The sequence below is a fragment of the Flavobacterium cheongpyeongense genome, assembly GCF_003202435.1.
Taxonomy (GTDB): domain Bacteria; phylum Bacteroidota; class Bacteroidia; order Flavobacteriales; family Flavobacteriaceae; genus Flavobacterium; species Flavobacterium cheongpyeongense.
In genome coordinates this window covers 105,777-127,495 of the sequence record NZ_QJHK01000015.1, presented here as the reverse complement: position 1 = coordinate 127,495, position 21,719 = coordinate 105,777, and the positions used below count along the sequence as shown (strand labels likewise).

At 32.8% G+C, this 21,719-nt stretch carries 21 protein-coding genes and 1 other RNA gene; 9 read left to right on the top strand and 13 right to left on the bottom strand.

What is annotated here, in order from left to right:
* Nucleotides 1–74 precede the first annotated feature (74 nt).
* Complete coding sequence (locus tag DMB65_RS16255; protein WP_110307683.1) at nucleotides 75–1,484, bottom strand: ATP-dependent DNA helicase; 1,410 nt, start codon at nucleotides 1,482–1,484, stop codon at nucleotides 75–77.
* Nucleotides 1,485–1,813: 329 nt separating this feature from the next.
* Between DMB65_RS16255 and DMB65_RS16250 the strand changes: the two genes are divergently transcribed.
* The gene (locus tag DMB65_RS16250) at nucleotides 1,814–2,635 is read left to right on the top strand and encodes a DUF3822 family protein (RefSeq protein ID WP_110307682.1); all 822 of its coding nucleotides are present in this window, start codon (nucleotides 1,814–1,816) and stop codon (nucleotides 2,633–2,635) included.
* Complete coding sequence (locus tag DMB65_RS16245; RefSeq protein ID WP_110307681.1) at nucleotides 2,632–3,234, top strand: RsmD family RNA methyltransferase; 603 nt, start codon at nucleotides 2,632–2,634, stop codon at nucleotides 3,232–3,234. Before DMB65_RS16250 ends, DMB65_RS16245 begins: the two co-directional genes overlap by 4 nt.
* 150 nt (nucleotides 3,235–3,384) lie before the next feature.
* On the opposite strand, the gene DMB65_RS16240 is transcribed toward DMB65_RS16245, so the two are convergent.
* Nucleotides 3,385–5,496, bottom strand: coding sequence for an outer membrane beta-barrel family protein (locus tag DMB65_RS16240; protein ID WP_110307680.1), 2,112 nt, complete (start codon nucleotides 5,494–5,496; stop codon nucleotides 3,385–3,387).
* Between the two features lie 137 nt (nucleotides 5,497–5,633).
* Between DMB65_RS16240 and DMB65_RS16235 the strand changes: the two genes are divergently transcribed.
* Nucleotides 5,634–6,992: a sensor histidine kinase gene (locus DMB65_RS16235; RefSeq protein ID WP_110307679.1), complete on the top strand. Its 1,359-nt coding sequence runs from the start codon at nucleotides 5,634–5,636 to the stop codon at nucleotides 6,990–6,992.
* Nucleotides 6,993–7,003: 11 nt separating this feature from the next.
* On the top strand, nucleotides 7,004–7,699 hold the full coding sequence (locus tag DMB65_RS16230; protein WP_110307678.1) for a response regulator transcription factor: 696 nt from the start codon (nucleotides 7,004–7,006) through the stop codon (nucleotides 7,697–7,699).
* Here the strand turns inward: DMB65_RS16230 and DMB65_RS16225 are convergent.
* A complete protein-coding gene (locus tag DMB65_RS16225; protein WP_110307677.1) occupies nucleotides 7,692–8,345 on the bottom strand; it encodes a hypothetical protein in 654 nt (217 codons plus the stop codon). The two genes, DMB65_RS16230 and DMB65_RS16225, sit on opposite strands and share 8 nt — an antisense overlap.
* A 281-nt stretch (nucleotides 8,346–8,626) precedes the next feature.
* On the opposite strand from DMB65_RS16225, the gene DMB65_RS16220 reads away from it, so the two are divergent.
* Nucleotides 8,627–8,821: a hypothetical protein gene (locus tag DMB65_RS16220; protein WP_110307676.1), complete on the top strand. Its 195-nt coding sequence runs from the start codon at nucleotides 8,627–8,629 to the stop codon at nucleotides 8,819–8,821.
* A 4-nt stretch (nucleotides 8,822–8,825) separates the two neighbouring features.
* Here DMB65_RS16220 and DMB65_RS16215 read toward each other — a convergent pair whose 3' ends face one another.
* The 3 genes from DMB65_RS16215 to rnpB form a co-directional block, all read right to left on the bottom strand.
* Entirely contained in the window at nucleotides 8,826–9,743 is a 918-nt protein-coding gene (locus DMB65_RS16215) for a ketopantoate reductase family protein (RefSeq protein ID WP_110307675.1), read from the bottom strand.
* Nucleotides 9,744–9,967: 224 nt separating this feature from the next.
* The gene (locus DMB65_RS16210; protein WP_110307674.1) at nucleotides 9,968–11,218 is read right to left on the bottom strand and encodes a cation:dicarboxylate symporter family transporter; all 1,251 of its coding nucleotides are present in this window, start codon (nucleotides 11,216–11,218) and stop codon (nucleotides 9,968–9,970) included.
* Between the two features lie 31 nt (nucleotides 11,219–11,249).
* Nucleotides 11,250–11,571, bottom strand: an RNA gene (gene rnpB, locus DMB65_RS16205) — RNase P RNA component class A.
* 124 nt (nucleotides 11,572–11,695) lie between these two features.
* Here rnpB and DMB65_RS16200 point away from each other — a divergent pair.
* A complete protein-coding gene (locus DMB65_RS16200; RefSeq protein WP_110307673.1) occupies nucleotides 11,696–11,989 on the top strand; it encodes an SH3 domain-containing protein in 294 nt (97 codons plus the stop codon).
* Between the two features lie 379 nt (nucleotides 11,990–12,368).
* Here DMB65_RS16200 and DMB65_RS16195 read toward each other — a convergent pair whose 3' ends face one another.
* From DMB65_RS16195 to DMB65_RS16185, 3 genes are read right to left on the bottom strand one after another with little or no spacing between them, the layout of a single operon-like run.
* On the bottom strand, nucleotides 12,369–12,869 hold the full coding sequence (locus DMB65_RS16195; RefSeq protein ID WP_110307672.1) for a hypothetical protein: 501 nt from the start codon (nucleotides 12,867–12,869) through the stop codon (nucleotides 12,369–12,371).
* A gap of 45 nt (nucleotides 12,870–12,914) precedes the next feature.
* Nucleotides 12,915–13,418, bottom strand: a complete 504-nt coding sequence (locus DMB65_RS16190; RefSeq protein ID WP_123955353.1) for a LemA family protein — start codon at nucleotides 13,416–13,418, stop codon at nucleotides 12,915–12,917.
* A 6-nt stretch (nucleotides 13,419–13,424) separates the two neighbouring features.
* On the bottom strand, nucleotides 13,425–14,219 hold the full coding sequence (locus tag DMB65_RS16185; protein WP_110307670.1) for a peptidase: 795 nt from the start codon (nucleotides 14,217–14,219) through the stop codon (nucleotides 13,425–13,427).
* 242 nt (nucleotides 14,220–14,461) lie between these two features.
* On the opposite strand from DMB65_RS16185, the gene DMB65_RS16180 reads away from it, so the two are divergent.
* The 3 genes from DMB65_RS16180 to DMB65_RS22490 all read left to right on the top strand — a co-directional run bounded on the left by DMB65_RS16180 (nucleotide 14,462) and on the right by DMB65_RS22490 (nucleotide 16,624).
* Nucleotides 14,462–14,692 (top strand): hypothetical protein, encoded by a 231-nt coding sequence (locus DMB65_RS16180; RefSeq protein ID WP_165834976.1) that lies wholly within the window; start codon nucleotides 14,462–14,464, stop codon nucleotides 14,690–14,692.
* Between the two features lie 172 nt (nucleotides 14,693–14,864).
* Nucleotides 14,865–15,950: a DNA polymerase III subunit gamma/tau gene (gene dnaX / locus DMB65_RS16175; RefSeq protein ID WP_110307668.1), complete on the top strand. Its 1,086-nt coding sequence runs from the start codon at nucleotides 14,865–14,867 to the stop codon at nucleotides 15,948–15,950.
* A gap of 80 nt (nucleotides 15,951–16,030) precedes the next feature.
* Nucleotides 16,031–16,624 (top strand): DNA polymerase III subunit gamma/tau, encoded by a 594-nt coding sequence (locus DMB65_RS22490; protein ID WP_230470700.1) that lies wholly within the window; start codon nucleotides 16,031–16,033, stop codon nucleotides 16,622–16,624.
* Nucleotides 16,625–16,989: 365 nt separating this feature from the next.
* On the opposite strand, the gene DMB65_RS16160 is transcribed toward DMB65_RS22490, so the two are convergent.
* The 4 genes from DMB65_RS16160 to DMB65_RS16145 all read right to left on the bottom strand — a co-directional run bounded on the left by DMB65_RS16160 (nucleotide 16,990) and on the right by DMB65_RS16145 (nucleotide 21,149).
* On the bottom strand, nucleotides 16,990–17,571 hold the full coding sequence (locus DMB65_RS16160; protein ID WP_110307666.1) for a TMEM175 family protein: 582 nt from the start codon (nucleotides 17,569–17,571) through the stop codon (nucleotides 16,990–16,992).
* Between the two features lie 78 nt (nucleotides 17,572–17,649).
* Nucleotides 17,650–18,540, bottom strand: a complete 891-nt coding sequence (locus tag DMB65_RS16155; protein WP_110307665.1) for a Ppx/GppA phosphatase family protein — start codon at nucleotides 18,538–18,540, stop codon at nucleotides 17,650–17,652.
* 36 nt (nucleotides 18,541–18,576) lie between these two features.
* Nucleotides 18,577–20,658 (bottom strand): polyphosphate kinase 1, encoded by a 2,082-nt coding sequence (ppk1, locus tag DMB65_RS16150; RefSeq protein ID WP_110307664.1) that lies wholly within the window; start codon nucleotides 20,656–20,658, stop codon nucleotides 18,577–18,579.
* 5 nt (nucleotides 20,659–20,663) lie between these two features.
* On the bottom strand, nucleotides 20,664–21,149 hold the full coding sequence (locus DMB65_RS16145) for a SixA phosphatase family protein (RefSeq protein ID WP_110307663.1): 486 nt from the start codon (nucleotides 21,147–21,149) through the stop codon (nucleotides 20,664–20,666).
* Between the last annotated feature and the right edge of the window lie 570 nt (nucleotides 21,150–21,719).

The window sequence follows — 21,719 nt, the reverse complement described above, 5'->3', positions numbered from 1 at the left end:
CCTTATTAAATTAAACACGAATTCACAGCTATTCATTAATTCAAATCTTAAAATAATTCGTAAAATTAGTGTTTTTATTCCTCAAAACTTTCATCCTTAAATCCTATCAAATATAGCTTATTTTTGGCACGTGTCATAGCGGTATACAACCATCTGATATAGTCACGATCGATTCCGTTTGGCAAATACGGCTGCTCTATAAACACAGTATTCCACTGTCCTCCCTGCGATTTGTGACAGGTTATGGCGTAGGAGAATTTGACCTGCAGACCATTAAAATATTCGTTGTTTTTTACTTTCTGAAACTTCTTGTATTTGGTGGTTTCATCTTCATAATCTTTCATCACTTCTTCGTACAAACGATTCGATTCTTCATAGGTTAGCGAAGGAGATTCACTTTTAATGGTATCTAAAATCAATACCGTCTCAAAAGGCTTCTGATTTGGATAATCGACCATTCTGATTTTTACTTTCGCAAAAGTAAATCCGTACAATTCCTTGATTGCAAAGAGTTCCAGTACTTCAATAATATCACCATTGGCAATAAATCCGGCTTCATCGGTTTCCTTTAGCCAGAAATAATTATTTTTTACGACCATCAGGAAATCCCCAACCGAAAGTTCACTTTCTTTAAACAAAATCCTGGTCCTGATTTGTTCGTTATACTGATTGGCCCTTTTATTGGAACGTACAATAAAAGCCGTATCTTCAATGCTGTAATTGCTGTAAGCTGTATTAATTGCATCCTGAATATCGTAACCATCGGTTAAGCGAACGATATCTTTGAACTTTTTTACATTAAACCTAAATTCGGTTATAAATGATTCCTTCAATAACTCCCGCAATTCGGTCGCATTAAACAAAATTCCCGAACTTTCTTCCTGACGCATTACTTCGTCGAGTTCGATATGTTCAATTTCTTTATCATAATGAACGCCCAAAGTCTGAATATCGAGAGCCGGGCTAATATCCAGATTTACAGGAGGCAGCTGCGCTGTATCACCCAAAAGGATCATTTTACAGTTGGTGCCAGAATAGACATAATTAATCAGATCATCCAAAAGAGAACCGCTATCCAGGGTACTGTCTGAAATCATCGAGGCCTCGTCGACAATAAAAATGGTGTTTTTATGTTTGTTGACCTGTTTCGTAAAAGCCACTCCCCCGCCCGATGATTTTTTAGGAAAATATATTTTTTTATGAATTGTAAAAGCGGCTGTATTCGAATAATTGGAAATTACTTTGGCCGCACGTCCGGTTGGTGCCAGCAAAACAAACTTTTTATTAATATCCCCAAGATTATTTACAATGGTCGAAATAACGGTTGTTTTTCCCGTTCCTGCGTATCCTTTAAGTACAAAAATGGTATCGTTATCAGGTTCGGTTAAAAAAATCGCGATTTTCTGAAAAAAAATATCCTGTTTATAAGTGGGTGCAAAAGGGAATCTTTTTTGCAGAATGCCATAAAATAATGCTGAATTCATAAGGTGAAATTGAACTACAAAGTTCGCTTTTTTAAATGGCAAAATCAATTGCAATGGTAAAAATCAATGACAGTATCAAAAATCAATAACAATGAGAATATCAATTTCAAGATAACATTTTTGATCACTTGAATATTCTTCGTGTTCTAAGCATAATTGAGTTATTGGTTGTTCATTTTATTGTTTTTAAATATTTTGCCCTTGATTTTTGAAATTGCCTTGGCCTTTTGAAATTGATTTTTGAAATTGATATTGAAATTATTATTTGTAAGTTTGTGTCCGAATTAAATTCTTTCCTGATACTACGGTAACGAATTATAAATCAAATTATGGCATTACACAATACGAATATTACATCTAAAATTTATAAAAAACTTTCTATTCAGGTTTCCCTGACCGGATTTTCTTTTTGTTGTTTTGATACTTTGAATAACATCATAACTACGTTTAATGAAGTTCATTTTGATACCTCAAAAAAAACAACTAAAATAGAGGACTCCTATGCTGAAGCTTTCAAAAAATATCCGGAACTAAAAGCTTCTTATGATGAAATTATGGTTATTCATAATAACAATCTTTCGACTTTTGTTCCTGAGGCTCTTTTTGACGAAGATTACCTTGGAAGCTATTTGCAATACACCACAAAAGTTTTTAAAACCGATTTTTTTACCTATGATAAAATTTCAAATTACGAAATGAATGCTGTTTATATTCCGTATATAAACATCAATAATTTCCTGATTGACAATGTTGGTTCTTTTGATTATAAACATGTTAACAGTATTTTGGTCGAGAAAATACTTGAAGCTTCAAAAAACAATGATAATAAAAAAATGATCGTCAATTTTAATCCGGTTCATTTTGAGCTTATCGTTGTTCAGAATCAAAAACTGCTTTTTTTCAATTCTTTTGAATATCAGACTCCCGAAGATTTTATTTATTACCTGCTTTTTACAGCCGAACAATTAAGTTTAAATCCGGAGATCTTTCCACTGGAATTATTAGGTACAATCAGTAAAAAAGATCCTTTTTATGCCATTGCCTATAAGTACATCCGCAATATATCTTTTCTCGATGTAAGCCCTTTACAACAAAGAAACAGCTTCTCGACTGCCGATAATCAAAAACATTATATCTTATTTCAATCATGAGAATCATTTCTGGAAAATACAAAGGACGCCGCATTTTTCCGCCAAAAAACCTTCCTGTAAGACCTACGACTGACATGAGTAAAGAAGCATTATTTAATGTTTTGAACAATCATTTTAGTTTTGACGGCTTAAAAGTTTTAGATTTATTTGCAGGAACGGGCAATATAAGCTACGAATTTGCATCACGAGGTAGTGCACCAATTACCTCTGTCGACGGTGATTTCGGATGCATAAAATTCATTAAGCAAATTTCATCAGAATATGATTTTGATATCGCAGCCACAAAAAGCGATGTGTACAAATTTCTGGATAACTGCAAAACCTCATACGATATTATTTTTGCCGACCCTCCTTATGGTCTGGATCAGGCTGCTTTTGAAAAAATAGTGCTAACGGTTTTCGAAAAGAGTTTACTCGAAGATGATGGCATGATGATTATTGAACACTCAAAATACACCAAAATGGAACATTTAAGTAATTTTTCGTTCCAGAAAAGTTATGGAGGTTCCTTTTTTAGTTTCTTCGAATTAAATTCAACTGTTGATGACGAAGAACTTCCTGATTCATCCGGAAAAGAAACAGAACAAGACGAAGGTTAACAATCTTAATTACACAATTTGATCCGGATTATATAAATTCGCTATCGATAAAACGCAGATTTGTACGGATTTAAAAAATAAAAATCTGTTTTTTTAGCATTTTTACCATAGCAAACCCTTATAATACGTGTTATACTTTTTTAAACATTTTTATCGGATTCTGTTTTCAGTTTCATTAATGCGCTTCTCTTTAAATTCCGTTTCTTTAATTTTTCCAAAAGAATATTTTATTGCAATTGAAATCTCGCAGGCATCCACCCAATATTTTGCTTTTGAACTAACGTGATTAATTGTGAATTGTTCTTTATAAATCGTACTCTTAAAAATATCGTTACAGTTCAATGCCAAATTCCAATTCCTGATTTTTTTAGAAACAGACACATTCATTATAAAATTGGCATTTCGTTCAAAAATACCTTTGTTTTGCTTTGTTGCTCCCCACCAGTCCAAAACAAAAGTATATCCTTTGGGAAATTTAAATTCGTTATTCGAATAATAATAAACATAGGGTTTGGAGGTTAAAAATACTGCCGAAGCATCTTCAGTTTTTTCCAGAACAAAAATTACAGAGTTGTTGATTGTCCAGAATTTATAACGGAAAGGAAGCTCAAAATCCAGATTAAAACCTGATTCCTTATCTAAATTTATTTCCTGAAAAGTCATGATATGATGGTCTTCATCATACATAAAACTATTGTAAACCGGATTTATATTTTGATAATAACTTAACTTGACTGAATGGTCATGGTATTGAAAAGACGTTGAAATTTCACTAGTAATTGTCGGATCCAGATTAATATTTCGTCCATATAAAAAATACGGGTTAATATAGGTTGTCCCCTGACTCAAAGACGAATAATTAGGCCTCTGGATACTTTTAGCGTAATTAAAACTCATACTTTTCACGCTGTCAATTGCCATTGAAAACTGCGCTTTCGGAAAAAAATTGGTGTAATTTTTATCTATCAATGGCAAAATATCTGACTGGAATTTGCCGTTTACATTTGTATTTTCAATTCGAACGCCAACTGAAAAGTCCATCTTTTTAACTTTTCCTGAAAACTGGCTGTATCCTGAGAGGTTTTGTTCCTTAAAATTGTAATAACTTATTTCATTTTCATTATTCAGAAAATCGAAAATATGTATGTCAGATTTTGAATGAGCTGATAAATAAACACCTCCCGCCTCAAATTTCAGGTCATTTTTAAACTTTTTCTCCAGATCAATTCTTCCTGAAAACACATTTACTTTAAAATTTTGATTTCTGTTTTGAGACAATTCAGGTTGTGTTTCATTAAAACTATCCCAAACCAAACTTCTGCCAGCCTGATTAAGATTAGAAAATTGCAAACCTGTAAATACCTGTGCCTCTATTGGGTTTATTTTTTGGGAATAATTCAAAAATGAGTTTATAAAATTCTTTTTGCCCTCATTTTCACTATACGTTACGACATCATTTTCTACTGTTTTATTTCTGTTATTTGTAATCGTGCTAATCGGGAATGTATCGTCCTGTAATTTGGAATTGACATTAAATGAAAAATAATCTTCACCATTTATTTTATAAAACAGTCCTGTGCCCAAAATAAATTGTTTCCTTTTTGTCAGAGCCATAACATCATATTTTGAAGCAATATCTGCAATTGGAATCTGATAATCAATACGATGACTTTCCCATGGATTTAAACGGTTATAGTTAAAATTAGCTTTGAACTCTAATTTGTTTTTTTTGAAAACCGAATTAAATCCGAGATAATTGTTGTACTTCTTTTTAAAGGAAGCTACTTCTGAAATTTCGGTCTGAAAGCTGTCTTTTTTGCTGAATTTCCTTGTAATCAAAATCACGGAGCGTCCTTCGGCCTCATACTTTGCAGATGGATTCTGGATGATTTCAATCGTTTTGATATCGGCTACAGCCAAAACATTCAAATCATTCATGTTTACTTTTTGATTGTCGATGTAAATCAGTGGATTGCCCTTCCCCACAATCGAAATATTTTCCTTGTCAGAACTTATCTGAACCGTTGGCAGTCTGGAAAGCAAATCAACTGTATTCGGAATTGAATTGTAAATCGAATTAGCAACATCAACTTTTATATTTCCGTGATTGTTGGCAAACGCTTTTTTATCCTGTCTAATGATGACCTCGCTCAGATTATTCGAGATACTATCTTTTAGAATCTCATTTTGTGCATTTGTAATTAAGGAAAATAAAAACAAATAGAGAATGATTAAAATTTTCATGGGAAGATAAATATTCATTAAAAAAATGGTTTTGATTATGATGCAGCAAAAATGAATCAGAAACAGGTATTTGAAAGTTAATGGAAGGTTAATCGAGAGTTAATCTGTTTTTTCTACTGCAAAAGCTTTATTTTTGAAACGAATTTTGAATAGTTATGAAACAAAGAATCAATTTATTAATAGCGTTTTCAGTTACAGCTTTGATAGTTTTGTCAATAGTGCAATACTATTTGGTAAAAACCGCTTACAACTATAAAGTGGCACAGTTTCATACCGAAATTAAAAATGAAATCGCGCGTATATCAAACAATTACAGCGACATTGATTCGGTTCTTGTTTCCAGAAAAGAAGCACTTTACAAAACACTGTCAGAAAATTATATACAAGGAAAAAAGAAGAAAACGGATATTAAAAACGGCATTCTGGAAAATGAATTCAGCGCTGCCTTAACGCAAAAAATCCTGCAAAAGTTCGATAAGGATCTGCCTAATCTTAAAATCGATTTTGCTATTGTGCTAAACAAATTCATCCTTTACAAAAATGCACAAAAGGCTGATACTATCTTCTCTGAAAAACCTTTTATCCAAAACAGATTATACGGTAATCTGACTTCTTTAGACCACGCTTTTATGGTTCGGAATTATGTCGGGACAACAAACGGAATTATTGAAAACCAGGATTATAAACTCCTGACCGAAGATTCTATGTACGTTTCAGTTATCGATTGGGAAATGATTATTTTAAGACGGATGGCATTTATTTTAGCTTTGTCACTTCTTTCAATTTTAACACTCATAACACTTTTCGTAATTGCCATTAAAGCTTTAATCAAACAGAAAAAAGTGAGTGATGTCAAAACTGATTTTATCAATAACATTACACACGAACTCAAAACGCCTTTAGCAACTTTAGGAATTTCAACGAAAATTCTAGAGCAGGAAAACATTCGTAAAAATGATACAAACTTTACTGCGGTTGTGAATACTATTTCACGCCAGAACAACCGTCTTCAAAATCTGATCGATCAGGTTATGGCAAATTCACTTGCTGAAAATGAAATTGAACTTCAAAAAGAAAAAATTGAAACCGAAGATTTCCTGCAGACAATTGTAAATGACTTTAAGATCACGTATCCTAAAATAGAAATTAAGACCTATTTTGAAACACAAAAAACGAATCTGATTTTAGATAAATTTCATTTGACAACAGCACTTTTAAATGTTTTGGAAAATGCTGTAAAATATGGTTGCAATACGATCATTATAAAAACAAAGCAAATGGATAACCAGTTCTCTATCAGTATTGAAGATAACGGAATTGGAATTTCCAAAAGCAAACAGGCGCTTCTTTTCGAGAAATTCTATCGTGTTGAACAAGGCAATCTTCATAATACAAAAGGGCTGGGCTTAGGATTGTATTATGTAAATCAAATCATAAAAGCACATCAGGGTACGGTTAACGTTATCAGCGATTTAGGCAAAGGCGCACAGTTTATTATTCTATTAAAAGTTTAACTCCTTATATTTTGAAAAAATTACTTTTAGCCGAAGACGATATTGATTTTGCAACCGTTCTGAAACAATATTTAGAACTGCATCAATTTGAAGTTATATGGGCCGAAAATGGCGAAATAGCTTTAGATTATTTTAAAAATCAAACTTTTGATATTTGTATTTTTGATGTTATGATGCCCAAACTGGACGGATTTTCACTAGCCGAAAAAATAATTACCATCAATCCCGATATCCCGTTTATTTTTCTGACGGCAAGGAAGTTAAAAGAAGACAAAATCATCGGATTGAAACTGGGTGCAGACGACTACATTGCGAAACCTTTTGAAGTCGACGAACTGGTGCTGCGCCTGCAGAATATACTGAAAAGGCTGGAACAAAAGAGAAGTCTGAACGGAAATAATATAATCGAAATTGGTTCGTATATTTTTGATAACGAACGTTTAACCCTTAACAATAAAAATCACGTTCAACAGCTTACAGAAAAAGAAGCTGCCCTAATCGAGTATTTATACCTGAACCACAACCAGCTATTAAAAAGAGACCAGATTTTGATGTCGGTATGGAAAAAAGACGACTATTTTTCAGGACGAAGCATGGATGTTTTTATCAGCAGGCTTAGAAAATATTTTAATTCAGATCCGAAAATCAGTATCGAAAGTGTCAGAAATATAGGTTTGGAATTTAAAATAGAAAAGAATTCTATTTAAGGCGTTTAACTCCAAAATAATATTTAAATTCTATTCCATAAACACCCACATTATCAATAGCTTCTGTTCCTGGATTTAATTGATCAAAAGGTTCAGAGACACGAATAGTATTATAACATACATTGATTGCCAAAGAATTTGAATACCAAGTATCAAAATTAATCACATAGCCTACTCCTAATCCGATAGCATGCTGTGAAGTTGACAAACTTTTTTCTGTTTGAGTCGAAATCATACTATTAGAAACTATATTTTCTCTGACATCAATTAATGAAAATATGTACTTGGGAAGTATTTGTATATAATTTCCATCATTATAATCTCCTAAAACGATTTTGGGACAAAAACTAAAATTTACAACAGAAAAGGATCTGTCAGAACTATTTATAATATTTCCTAAATCACTTGAGTCAACATTATCCTTATACTTACCATTCAAATAATTCACTTCTATTTCCGGCAATAAAAAACCTGTGGCCTTGTATTCTAAACCGGCAGAAAGACTAATAGCAGGTGATGATTGCAAATCTTTTTCAAAAGAGTACAAATGAACAAAACCGCCTAATCCAACAAAAGGACGAAACTCCTGAGCACTACTATTTAAGACTGTTAAAAAAATACAACTAATAAAAATGAGTTTCTTCATTTGTTTTTTAAATTAAATTGAAAACAAAAATAGCATCTAAAGAATACTAAAATTAACGCAGTAGGCGTAATTGTTTTTTGATACATTTTTGCCCGTTTTATCTACACAAAAAATTGAACTGACGGTTTAAATAATTTAGGAACGAGGGTAAAGTTAAAGTAAAAAATACATTTTTCTTACATTATTAACCCTTAAATAATATAAATTATCCTAAAGAATTGTATAACAACAGTTAACATTTAGCGACATAAATTTGTCAGAAACAATTAAACATCATCATCATGAACCTAAAACGATTTTTTGGAGGATTACTTACCATCCTGGGCATTGTTGGTCTTATCTATACAGCAGTTATATTTTCGAGTACTTCAGGCGAAACCATAGATATTAAATCACTGATTATCTACGGAATACTTGGAATCGTATTCTTTACTTACGGAATCAGTTTGATTCGTACAACAAAAGACGAATCTTAAAATACTATAATAATGCATTTGCAATTTTTTCGTAAAGAGGAGTTTCTACACCATATTTTAAACCTTCGTTGACTACAAATTGTGTTAGCGAAGTAACTTCTGTCTTGTTACCTGCCAATAAATCCCTGTTCATTGATGACGTTGCATTTTTTGGAGATTTCTCTAACTTTATAATCGTCTGATCTACGATATCAGTTGGCAATTGCAGCCCTTTTGCTTTGGCAACAGCTTCAATTTCATACAGCAATGCCACGTAAATATCCTTAGATTCCTTATTCATCAGTATTTCACCAATATTCTGATTCAGATACGACGTTGCCGATGCTAAAGCCGAAATAAAAATAAATTTCTCCCAAACTGTTTCTTCTATATTTTCGACCAGATAACTTTCGATTTTAGCATTTTTAAAAATCGATTGTAATTCTTCTAATTTTGAAATCGGAATAGTTTTAGAACCAAAAAATAACTTTTCATAAAAACCGATTTTTCTGATTGTTCCGGGTGAAATAATCATCGAAATAATATAAACACAACCTAGTAAAACTTCATTTTCAGGGAATATTTTCTTGATGCGTTCCGGTGCATCAACGCCATTGTATAAAGGAAGAACCACCGTTTTTAAGGTAATACATTTCTTTATAGAAAGTAAACTCTCCTCAATATCATACGTTTTGGTAGCACAAATTAAATAATCTAATTTGCCAATTTCATCCGGATTATTCGAAACCAATTTTGGATAAACAATGGTTTCCGAGTCATCTGTTATAATTTTTAATCCTTTTTCAGCAATTGCTTTTTGAGTTTCACCCCGGGCAATAAAAATAATTTCAATACCATCTGATTCAAAGTAAGCTTTTGCCAAAAGTCCGCCAAAATAACCTCCTACCCCACCTAGTCCTAAGATTCCGATTTTTGTTTTCATTTAAAGTGTTTTTCTGATTTTTTGATACAGTGTGTCATTTCGCCGAAAGGAGAAATAGCATAAGAGTTTCCATGTGTTGAAATGTTCAAATCTTTGTCGAATTTCGCATCTGATTTCTCCTTTCGTCGAAATGACAGAGACAATAAAAATACGTTTTTAATCCGCGTCTTCGCTTTAACAAATCAGTTTAATTCGTGTTCAATGTTCAATGAAGCACAAAGGTATCACTCCTCCAAAACAGGCACTAAATTCAGCTCCGTAAAATCATGTTCAGTTTTAGAAACTATAATTGTCGCTACTGTATTTCCAATCAAATTGGTTATTGCCCTTGCTTCACTCATAAATTTATCCACTCCCAGTAAAAAGGCCAATCCTTCAACCGGAATTTTATGAATCGCTGTCAATGTCGAAGCCAGAACAATAAATCCGCTTCCTGTCACTCCTGCCGCTCCTTTTGAAGTAATCATCAAAATTCCGATAACGCTCAGGATTTCGAAGAAACTTAAATGCACATCATACAACTGTGCGAGAAATATCACCGACATTGACAAATAAATTGAAGTACCATCAAGATTAAAAGAATAACCTGTCGGAATCACCAGCCCTACAACCGATTTACTACATCCCATTTGTTCCAATTTCACCATAATACTCGGCAACGCAGCTTCAGAAGATGATGTTCCGAGAACCAATAAAAGTTCTTCTTTTATGTATTTTAAAATGGAGAGAATATTGATTTTATAGTAACGCAGAATACATCCCAAAATTAAAAATACAAAAAGTGCCATAGTCAAATAAACGCATAACATCAATTTACCAAGCGGGATCAAAGTCTCTAATCCGAACTTCCCAATTGTATAAGCCATTCCTCCGAAGGCTCCAAGCGGAGCCAGATACATCACATATTTTAATCCGGTAAAAACGACTTTCGAAAAACGTTCCAAAACTAAAATCGTCTGCTCACGCTTCTTATAAAAATTCAATAAAATACCACACACAATAGCGGCCAGTAAAACCTGCAAAGTAAAATTCGACAAGAAGAACTTCAGCCACGAAAAGTGTTCCGCAGCTCCTTTTGTATATTGACTGGCATCTCCCAATGCCAGACCCGATTTATCAATTTTTCCGGGTTGAAAAAAATACGCAACTCCCACTCCAATTGCCAGTGCTATTGTCGAAACCACTTCAAAATATCCCAAAGCTTTTACACCAATCCGGCCCACTTTCTTTAGGTTTCCCATTCCGGAAATCCCTAAAACAATCGTCAGGAAAATAATCGGACCAATAAAAAGCTTGATAATATCAACAAATTTCTTTCCTAAAATCTCCATTTTTACACCATTGGCAGGTGAAAAATGTCCAAGCAAGATTCCTGCAATAATAGCGATCAAAACCCAAAAAGTAAGATTGGTAATTATAGTATGAAAAACACCTTTTTTAGGTTTCAAAATAGGTTTTGGAGCATTAATATTCATGAAAAATAGTTAGAGCTTTTCACAAATATATAAAAAATGCAGACCTGTAAGCCGGATTCTGTTCTTGTTATTACTAACAATACCTTATCATTTATCTAGATCATGCATTACTGCATGACTCAAGCTACCTACCCTTCAGCAACGAACGAGAAGCCCTTAAATGCTGATATACTTGGTATTTCACCGCATAGAGTTTACCTGGTTTCACTACAGCATTACCTGTACATACTTTCTGTTGCACTTGTCCTTGCGCCATTTCTAACGCCGACGGGTGTTACCCGCTATGCTTCTCTGTGGTGTCCGGACTTTCCTCCCTCCCAATAAATCAGGACGACGATAAGGCGGTCTGCGGCGCAAAAGTACTACTTTATAAGCGAAGAAGCTAAAATATAAATTTTAGATTTTCTTCCAATTTCATAACCCGTTAATTTCAAATTGGTTATCTTTAATATTCTATAATTTTAAATTCAGTTTATTATGAAAGGAATGTATCATTACGCAACTGTTTCAAAAGCTTTAGATCAATTGAATGAAAAAGGATTTACATGTGATTTCAATCGAAATGCAGACATGATTAAAAAGAATCCTGAAAAATTTGAAATTGTTCATGTGTATCGATACGAGGGGGATTCGGACCCGGGCGATGAAGCAGTTGTATACGGAATTAAATCGAATTCGGGCAAAAAGGGCGTTTATGTAGCAGGCTTCTCCGCACATTCCGATCAGGAAACCGCTAAATTTTTATTTGATTTAAGCATTAGGGGAAGATAACTTTTCAGGAGCTGTTCCTGCTGTCCGCTGTATCTTTTGCGCCGGACCCCGGCACAAAAGGATGCCGCTCCCATCAGGGCTAGGCTTTAGGTTTCAAAAGAAATTTTATCCTTAACTAATTAACACAATCTTGTTATCCCGAGGAACAAGGAATCTTCATAAGCAACTCAACAAAGATTGAAGATTGATTATACGGAAGTACTCGCAAATCCCCCTCCTTCCTCGGGATAACATAAAATAAAAGAAAGATCATATCTTAAAACATATAGTACTCAGTTGAGTAACTCTTAACACCCTTCCCGCCCAAAAAAAGCCCATCATACAATGAAAGGCTTCTTAAAAACTGATTAACTCAAAAATGTATCTAAGTTGCTATTATTCATAAAGAATCAGATACTTCAATATAGACATTTTGTAAAGTCAAAATTAACTTTTCTAATTGAAACATCGGAATTTTAACGACTGATTCAATCTCAACATTTCCTGATACAACTAACAAAACACCTTCGTTATCTTCCTCATAACCAACAGTTTTTAAAGAAAACTCCGGGATCTTAATATCAAATTCTTTTTTGCCATCTTTAAACCAGCCATAATTTGCTTCATAAATAATTTTATCTGCTAATATTTGAATCGTTTCTTCGCCATACGTATTCCATAAAGAAACCCGCAAAAGATAAAATCCCATGATTGAAAAAACTCCAATCGCAATAAAATAACCTATGTGCAAACCACTTCCCTCGGCAATACCAAAAATTGCTCCTAATACAGGAAAAAGAAAAAAAGAAAAAGCTAACCCGAACATTACTACACGAACTAGAAATGGAGATTTTTTTACTTTTAGATTTAGAATATTGTTTTGGTAATGATATTGTTGCATAATTACGATAATTAGTTTTTAGAGCCTGAGTAAAATAGAAAAACATTAAAATTCAATAGAGGGCGATCCATTTTTGTCATGAGTTTTAAATATCAGTACTTTACTATTTTGTTTTATACACACTTCATTATACCTCATAATATCTGCCAAAATTAGATTCTCAATAGTTGATAATTGATCGTATAAAGAAATTATTGATTCCTGACTTTTGAGTTTAAAATCAGACTCCAAATTAACTAAAATTCTTACTAAATGAGTGTTCAGTAAGTCATTTGCTTGTTTTACTTTGCTAACTATTTCCTTATTCAATACTTTATTCTCAAACACCTTACTGAATTCGCTTGCGTAAAAATCAGTTTTTTCTAATTCCTTTTTATCTATCTTTTTTGACTTCTGAAGTTTCGATGTAAATTCAAAAACTACCTCTGTTTTGTGTTTAAACTGATCTTTAAGTTCTGTCCATTTTTGATTGATTTCGGATTTATCCTGAGCACAAACATTTGAATTTTGGAAAAGAAAAAATATCGTTAGTATAATTGTGTTTTTCATATCCAATTAACTTCCTAACTTACCGTAACGCTGTTGTTCAGAGAAATATATGATTATCGTTTTTCCATTCTTTTTGTATGGATAAAACAATTCATAATTCCCATCATGCGAACTATAACGCAGTTTATCGTTTTTCTTGTCAAAAATACTGTTCAGATATTCTCTTTCTTCATTAGTAGTTTGATAAATGTATCGCCTTTTTTGTGGATGTATTGTATCTTTTAAACTCCCTTCATAATAATCAGTAAAACCTAAATAAACAGGAGAGCCTTTAATTGAATCTTTAACAATCACGGTTACACTTGGAAAATTTTTATCAGTTCCCGATAAAATTTCCAGTACATCAGCTGTTTCTTTTATATACCTCTCTGAAAAAGTATAATTTACCAGCTTATCACTATTAACCTTGTTGGTTTCGATAATCGATTCTGCAGATTTGATTAATAATTTTTCTTTTTTAGCCGAAGTTAGATAATCTCCACCAAATAGGATTATAGCAATCAATGGAAAAATAAAAAGTAAAGTTATAAATCTTGATCTGTTTGATTTGTTATCTATCAAATCTTGATTATGTTTCTCTGCAATTCTGGTCAAATTAAACATCAAATTGATAATTAATGAGCCAACCATCAAGGCAAGAATACCTAAAACACTCAAATAAAAGGTTTCAGTCATATTTTCTCTAAATACTTTTAAACCAAAAACCTGAATCATTATAAAGGTAAAAACCCAATAAACTAATAAAAGTATTGAAGTTATTCCGATGATGTTACTTAATTTAACTATTTGCTTTGCGTTCATTTGTTCTTAAGGATTTTGTTTTTTGGATTAAAAATAGTACATTTTTTATTACAAAATTGTATTTTTAAAGTAATATATATGACACTCTCATTTAAATTTTCGTCCATAAATTTCAATTTTCAAAATTCTTCTGAGTCTAAAACACTTGCTGAATTCATTCCTTAAATTCTGTAAAGCATTCCAATAATCATATAACTTCCTTGTTTCTAAGTTAATGTACATTTATAAAAAATTTAGAAATCATGATACATCAATTAAAACCTTCAATATTAGTTGAAACACCATTAGGAACCGGTCAGGCTATTTTCCTTATTGATTACGGAATGCATCAGAATACTTGTTGGGTTGTAGCTTTACAAGAAAGTGGAATCATTAAACATTTTGACTGCAACGATGTAATCCTTTCTACAAACTATACTTATGGAATGAATATTAGGAAAAATAATTTTGAAGATAAAAAAGAGGCATCTTAAGTAATTTGAAATTCATTTTACAAGATTAGTATTAATTTTTTTGTGGTATTAAGTTTAATATAAGACCTTACTTTCTGATATTCAAAACACTTAAAAATCTTTCAATCTTTCAATTTTTAAATTTTTAAATCATTAAATTATACTCTATATTTGCTATCGAATAAAAAAGAACATGGAACAATTTGTAGTATCGGCTCGTAAATACCGCCCGCAAACCTTTAAGGATGTTGTAGGTCAAAAAGCCATTACCAACACTTTGCTGAATGCCATAGAAAGCAATCATCTTGCTTCTGCTTTATTGTTTACAGGACCTCGTGGAGTTGGAAAAACGACCTGTGCCCGTATTCTGGCACGAAAAATAAATCAGCCCGGATATGATGATCCTAACGAAGATTTTGCTTTTAACGTTTTTGAGTTAGATGCGGCTTCCAACAACTCGGTTGATGATATTCGTAACCTTATCGATCAGGTTCGAATCCCGCCACAAACCGGGCAGTACAAAGTCTATATCATTGACGAGGTTCACATGTTGTCTTCGGCAGCTTTTAATGCTTTTCTGAAAACATTGGAAGAACCACCTAAACATGCTATTTTCATTTTAGCAACGACAGAAAAACACAAAATCATTCCGACGATTTTATCCCGTTGCCAGATATTTGATTTCAAAAGGATTACCGTAAAAGATGCTAAAGAACATTTGGCTGATGTTGCTGCTAGTCAGGGAATCCATTTTGAAGACGATGCATTACACATTATCGCTCAAAAGGCTGATGGTGCCATGCGTGATGCCTTATCAATTTTTGACCGTGTCGTTTCGTACTGCGGTACAAACCTGACAAGACAAGCCGTAACCGAAAACTTAAACGTTTTAGATTACGAAACCTATATTTCGATTACCGATTTACTTTTAGAAAATAAAATTCCGGATCTTTTACTGGCTTACAACGACATTCTTTCAAAAGGTTTCGACGGGCATCATTTTATTGCCGGCTTAGCATCGCATTTCAGAGATTTATTAGTAAGCAAAACTCCTGCAACTTTAAGTTTGCTGGAAGTTGGAGAGCAGGCTCAGCAGATGTATGGTGTTCAGGCTCAGAAATGTTCTCAGGAGTTTTTACTAAAAGGAATTGACATTGCCAACGACTGTGATTTAAAATACAAATTAAGTCAAAATCAGCGTCTTTTGGTTGAGTTATGCCTGATGCAATTGGCCTCTATCAATTTTGATGGAGAAAAAAAAAAGCTGAGCAATTCATAATTCCGCCTGTTTATTTTAAAAACGGAGGTTATTCAATTGTTGAAACTGCAAATTTAAAACCCCAAATTCCAAATACTGAATTGCAAATTCCAGATTCCGGAAATGTAATTCCAAATCATAATGTGCAAATCCCGGGTTCTGAGGAAAAAATCAGTGAGAACACTGCGGTGGTTTCTGAAACTCCAAAAACTGAAATTCAAAACGCAGCACCTAAGGTTTCTGCTTTTTCTTTATCCAGCATCCGTAAGAAAAAAGAACTTGAAGCAAACAGCAAATTACATGTAAAACCTACTTCGGCTGTACTTAGAGAAGAATTTAACGAAACTGATATGTTGCTGCAATGGAACAAATATGCACAGCGTCTTGGTGAAAAAGGTTCTAAAATTATGGAATCATTATTATTGATTAATGATCCAACTTTAAACGGGACAGTAATTACCCTGGAATTACCTAATGAAGGATCTAAATTAGATTTTGAAGGTCAGCTTCCAGGTCTTCTGGGACATCTAAGAGGGCATTTGCACAATCATGACATCACAATTGAAGTTATTGTAAATGAAACCGTAGAAACCAAAAGAAGTTTAAACGATCAGGACAGATACAATCGCTTGTTAGAAATAAATCCAAATATCGAACTGTTACGTTCAACATTTGGACTAGATTTACCTAGTTAACACAATTCATTCTTGTTCTTGCAAATCACTTATTATTTCTAAATCCGAAATCACAGCTTTTTAAATTTCTAGCAGATATTTTGGTAATTTCGCTAATTTTGTTTTGTGCTTTTTAAAAGTACCTAAAAGATTCTGTTCAATTTCATCCAACAATTATAATCTTCCTGATTTGCTAAATCTGCGGAAACAAAAAAACGTGATACACTTCATCTCCTTTATGATCCACAAAAAAGAAAGCAGAATCATTTTTTTTCGATAAAAAATTCAGTACAACCCTAATTTCCTTTAGTAAAAAATGTCTTTTTTTGAGCGCACGAAGAGAAATTACGGATTTGACAGGAGAACAGCTTTCATTAAATCCTGAATTAATCTTTTGCGGCAAAAACTTTTTCTATCCTTTTATCCGGAATAAGCCATAAAAAGGCTACAATAAGATAAGCAGCACCTGAGATCCATTCATTGTAAAAGGAGAAAACGATACCTACAATATACAAAACGGTTGAAATCCTGCCTTTCAAATCTTTCTTTATCGCCTTTGCCAGAGCAGAATTTTCGCCTTCGCTGCTAATTATAACATTTTGTAAAATAAAATAGGCAATTGCCGATAAAAACAAAACAAGTCCGTACAAAGTCATAGATGGCTGTGCGAAATTGTGCTCCCCCATCCATCCTGAAGCTACCGGAATTAAGGAAAGCCAAAAGAGTAAATGCATATTTGCCCAAAGGATTTTTGCATTTACTTTAGATAAGCCATGAAGCAAATAATGGTGGTTATTCCAGTAAATTCCAACATAAATAAAACTTATGATATAACTCAAAAACTTTGGGATAAGCGGTTTTAAATCTGCAAATTGATACCCGTGAGGCACTTTAATTTCCAAAACCATAATAGTAATGATAATAGCTAATACCCCGTCGCTAAAAGCTTCTAGTCTGGTTTTATTCATTTTAAAATACTGTTCTAAGAATTAATTTATTTTCAACAGATCTGAAAACCATAAATCTATGGTGTGTTTTTTTAAAATTTAAATTTTACCGTAATACATAGCTTTTACGATTCCGTCAGAAAGTCCAATTTTTGGAACATAAATCTGTCTTGCCCCGCTCCATTTCATTGCATTCAGATAAATGCGTGTTGCATGGATAATTACGTCTGCACGATCTGAATTTAAACCTAGCTCGGCGATTCTTTGTTCGTAAGTCAAAGAATTTAAAAAAGCATATTGCGAACTGATATAAATGTATGAAAGTGGTTTTTCCTGTTGCTTTCCAGACATTTTAAATAACTTATTAATATTTCCTCCTGAACCAATAAGTGTAACTTCTTCATAATCTTTGGTATTGGCTTTGATCCATTTTTCGATCTCATCCCAAACTACATCGTGAACCATATCATTCAGTAAACGAACCGTTCCTGCTTTGAAAGATCTTGAATTGATCATTTTACCATCAGAGAACAAAGTAAACTCGGTGCTTCCACCACCAACATCAACAAAAAGATATGTTAAATCAGTTTTAAGCAAATGATGTAAATCGGTCGAAGCAATGATAGCTGCTTCTTTTTTTCCATCAATAATTTCAATTTTTATATCTGCTTTTTTCTTTATCAGCTCCACAACCTCCTTAGCATTATATGCCTCACGCATTGCCGAAGTTGCATAAGCTTTATACCTTTCTACTTTATGAACTTTCATTAACAGGTTAAATGCTTTCATGGCATCAACCATTCTGTCAATATTTTCAGCCGAAATCTCACCAACGGTAAAGGCATCCTGCCCCAGACGAATTGGTACACGAACAAGCGAACTTTTATTAAACTGAGGGTCTTTGCCTTCTTGTTCTACAACATTCGATATCAGTAACCTCATGGCATTTGAACCGATATCTATTGCTGCGTATTTTTTTATTTTAATCATGCTCACTTTATGATTTGAAATTTAAAATTTGTGGTATTAATTTGTTTTTTGAACAGCCTCTTCCGGTATTTTGATTTTATTCTGGTAATATTTATAGGTTTCCAACTGTGCCCTGAAAGGAGCATGATGATTTCGGGCTTTGTACTTATTATCTAGTTTATAAGAATGATATCTCACTTTTACATTCCCTTTCCATGCAAGATTAAAATTATCGATCAATTCTTTTTTAATGGACAAATCATAAATTGGACAAGTAACCTCTACTCTTCCGTCAAGATTTCGGCCCATGAAATCGGCAGATGAAATATATACTTCGGTTAACCCGGCGTTTCCAAAAATATAAACCCTTGAATGTTCCAGATAATTATCTACAATACTAATTGCTTCAATATTCTCGCTCATTCCAGGGATTCCCGGAATTAAAGAGCAAATTCCTCTTACCTGAAGCTGAATTTTCACCCCGGCATTACTTGCTTCGTACAACTTATCGATCATTTTAAAATCAGATAAACTATTCATTTTCAATTTTATGTGGGTTTTTCTCCCGGCAAGGGCATGCAAAATTTCACGGTCTATCAGTTTTATAAACTTGGTTCGGGTGTAATGTGGCGAAACAATTAAGTGCTTATAGCGATGTACCCTGTAATTGATATCAAAAAATTCAAATATTTTTGCAATGTCTTTTAGAATACCCTGATTGCAGGTAAAAAGTGTTACATCAGTATAAATTTTAGCCGTAGCTTCATTAAAATTGCCTGTTGAAACAAAACCGTAGCGACGTGTTTTTTCGTCTTCAACTCTTTCAATTACACAAATTTTACTGTGTACCTTCAGTCCTTTAATTCCAAAAATAAGATTAATTCCTTCCGTTTGCATTTGTTCTGCATAAGAAATATTGCTTGCTTCATCAAAACGGGCCTGTAGTTCGATTTGAACCGTCACCTTTTTACCATTTTTTGCAGCATTGATAAGAGAACTAATAATTTGGGAATTCTTAGCCAAACGATATAAGGTAATTTTTATACTGGTCACTTTGGGATCTAAAGCTGCTTCACGCAAGAACTTTGTCAGATAAGAAAATGACTGATAGGGAGCGTGCAGCAAATAATCTTTTTTACTGATTTTCTCTAAAATGCTTCCCTCTAAACTTAAACCTGGAATTGGTAAGGGTTCATTCGGTTTATAAAGCAAATCATATCTTCCTAAATTTGGAAAATTCATATAATCACGACGATTGTGATATCTGCCACCCGGAATAATACTGTCTGTTTCTACGATTTTCATTTTATCCAGAAAAAAATGCAGGGTATCCTCTTCAATCTGGCTGTCGTAAATAAAACGGACTGGCTCCCCGATTCGTCTGTCTTTAACAGATGATGCAATTTTTTCGAGCATACTTTTACTCAAATCACTATCTATATCCAACTGCGCATCCCGTGTAATTTTAATCATGTGCGCCGAAACACTTTTGTAATCGAAAATATTAAAGATATTTTTGAGATTATGCCGAATAACATCATCGATTAAAATAACATAGTGTTTATCATCATTTGAAGGCAAAACCACAAACCTGTTAATCGTTTTTGGAATTTCTATTACAGCATAACGAATTTCATCATTTTTGTTCATTTCTAATCGAACAGCCAAATATCCTAAAGTATCTTTAAGAACCGGAAATTCAGCTAAATCGTTTAATATAATCGTTACTAATTCAGGACTTAATTTTTGAACAAAAAAGTCTTTTAAATAATTTTCCTGATCTTTAGTAATTTCATCTTCTGTGATGATAAAAATATTTTCATCCCCGAGTTCTGATTCAATGTTACTTAAAATGCGTAAACTTTCAGACTGTTGCTGAATGACGATTTCGGTAATATCTTTTATTAATTGCTGAGCAGAAACACCTCCAAGATATTTTTCACCTGAAATTCCGGAAAGGCTCAACCTTCGTATTGCTGCATAACGAACCCTGAAAAATTCGTCTAAATTGTTTGAAAAAATTCCAACAAATCGTAGTCTGTCTAATAATGGAACAGTATTATCTGCTGCTTCCTGAAGTACTCTTGCATTAAACGCTAACCAACTTTTTTCTCTGTCTATAAATTTTTGTTCGTGCACGTTGTTTATTTTAAATCTTTGGGGAAAATTGTTTTATGGGTTTTGCCTTTATTTATTTTATCCCAGCTATCCTCTTCAAATTGCAAAGAGACAAAACCGGAAGTAGGTACATTTTCAATAAAAACATCCCCAAATTTATTAACAAAATTTGTAATAGCCTCGTTATGTCCAAAAAGAATAACGCTTTCTACACTATTATCAAATGATTTGATAACTTTTTCAAGATGTCTGTCATCAAAAGTGTACAATTCGTCCCTGAATAAAATACTTTCTATTGGATAAGATAAATTTTGAGCAAAAATAATAGCAGTCTCAGAAGCCCTTGCTGCTGTACTGCTCCAGATTATATAGGTCTTGGGTAAAAAGTTTGTAATTACGCCCGAAACACTATGGGCATCCAAAATTCCTCTTTTCATTAAAGGTCTGTCAAAGTCCTTTAAAGGTGCATCCCAACTTGATTTTGCATGCCGTATTAAGATTAAATTTTTCATAAAAGATATTTTTAAGGATAGATACCAACAGAAGTAATTCAATTTCTAATTTACAAAAGAAATTTCAATAGACTATCATTTTTTAATTGTGTTAACATAATGGCTTAAATTTTAATACCAATTCAAAAATAAATATTAGAACCAAAAGTATTGCTTACTCAATTAAAACAATCACTTAACCGAAACTATTAAAATCACAAAAAAAGAACTACAAATAACTCAAAAACATATAGTTAAATTAAAAATTAAATCTATAATCCTTCTTGATAAAGTAAAAAAAAATCAACACTTTAACTTGTTATAATTCTATTTAAAAAAACGTTTTAAGAAGATTTTCTAACAAAAAAACGCATTTAAACGATTTTTATGGTTAGTTACAGATAAAAAAAACATAATTAAACCAATCTATATAACTTTGATTCATAGATTTAATGTTAAAATTTTAATGTAATCATAATACAAACAAAATCTATCTTGCTTCAGGCAGAGGGATACGGGTAACTTTTCATAACGAAAAAACAAATGGGCGGGTGAATATTATACCAATCTGTAGGTTACAGATGAAGTTTC

What these genes read in the sequence shown, in the direction of transcription:
- DMB65_RS16200 (WP_110307673.1), top strand. Translation starts at nt 11,696, where the DNA reads ATGAAAGGAATGTATCATTACGCAACTGTTTCAAAAGCTTTAGATCAA.
- DMB65_RS16225 (WP_110307677.1), bottom strand. Translation starts at nt 8,345, where the DNA reads ATGAAGAAACTCATTTTTATTAGTTGTATTTTTTTAACAGTCTTAAAT.
- dnaX (WP_110307668.1), top strand. Translation starts at nt 14,865, where the DNA reads ATGGAACAATTTGTAGTATCGGCTCGTAAATACCGCCCGCAAACCTTT.
- DMB65_RS16250 (WP_110307682.1), top strand. Translation starts at nt 1,814, where the DNA reads ATGGCATTACACAATACGAATATTACATCTAAAATTTATAAAAAACTT.
- DMB65_RS16160 (WP_110307666.1), bottom strand. Translation starts at nt 17,571, where the DNA reads ATGAATAAAACCAGACTAGAAGCTTTTAGCGACGGGGTATTAGCTATT.
- DMB65_RS16255 (WP_110307683.1), bottom strand. Translation starts at nt 1,484, where the DNA reads ATGAATTCAGCATTATTTTATGGCATTCTGCAAAAAAGATTCCCTTTT.
- DMB65_RS16210 (WP_110307674.1), bottom strand. Translation starts at nt 11,218, where the DNA reads ATGAATATTAATGCTCCAAAACCTATTTTGAAACCTAAAAAAGGTGTT.
- DMB65_RS16190 (WP_123955353.1), bottom strand. Translation starts at nt 13,418, where the DNA reads ATGAAAAACACAATTATACTAACGATATTTTTTCTTTTCCAAAATTCA.
- DMB65_RS16215 (WP_110307675.1), bottom strand. Translation starts at nt 9,743, where the DNA reads ATGAAAACAAAAATCGGAATCTTAGGACTAGGTGGGGTAGGAGGTTAT.
- DMB65_RS16220 (WP_110307676.1), top strand. Translation starts at nt 8,627, where the DNA reads ATGAACCTAAAACGATTTTTTGGAGGATTACTTACCATCCTGGGCATT.
- DMB65_RS16155 (WP_110307665.1), bottom strand. Translation starts at nt 18,540, where the DNA reads ATGATTAAAATAAAAAAATACGCAGCAATAGATATCGGTTCAAATGCC.
- DMB65_RS16185 (WP_110307670.1), bottom strand. Translation starts at nt 14,219, where the DNA reads ATGAACGCAAAGCAAATAGTTAAATTAAGTAACATCATCGGAATAACT.
- DMB65_RS16240 (WP_110307680.1), bottom strand. Translation starts at nt 5,496, where the DNA reads ATGAATATTTATCTTCCCATGAAAATTTTAATCATTCTCTATTTGTTT.
- DMB65_RS16245 (WP_110307681.1), top strand. Translation starts at nt 2,632, where the DNA reads ATGAGAATCATTTCTGGAAAATACAAAGGACGCCGCATTTTTCCGCCA.
- DMB65_RS16180 (WP_165834976.1), top strand. Translation starts at nt 14,462, where the DNA reads ATGATACATCAATTAAAACCTTCAATATTAGTTGAAACACCATTAGGA.
- DMB65_RS16145 (WP_110307663.1), bottom strand. Translation starts at nt 21,149, where the DNA reads ATGAAAAATTTAATCTTAATACGGCATGCAAAATCAAGTTGGGATGCA.
- DMB65_RS16235 (WP_110307679.1), top strand. Translation starts at nt 5,634, where the DNA reads ATGAAACAAAGAATCAATTTATTAATAGCGTTTTCAGTTACAGCTTTG.
- DMB65_RS16195 (WP_110307672.1), bottom strand. Translation starts at nt 12,869, where the DNA reads ATGCAACAATATCATTACCAAAACAATATTCTAAATCTAAAAGTAAAA.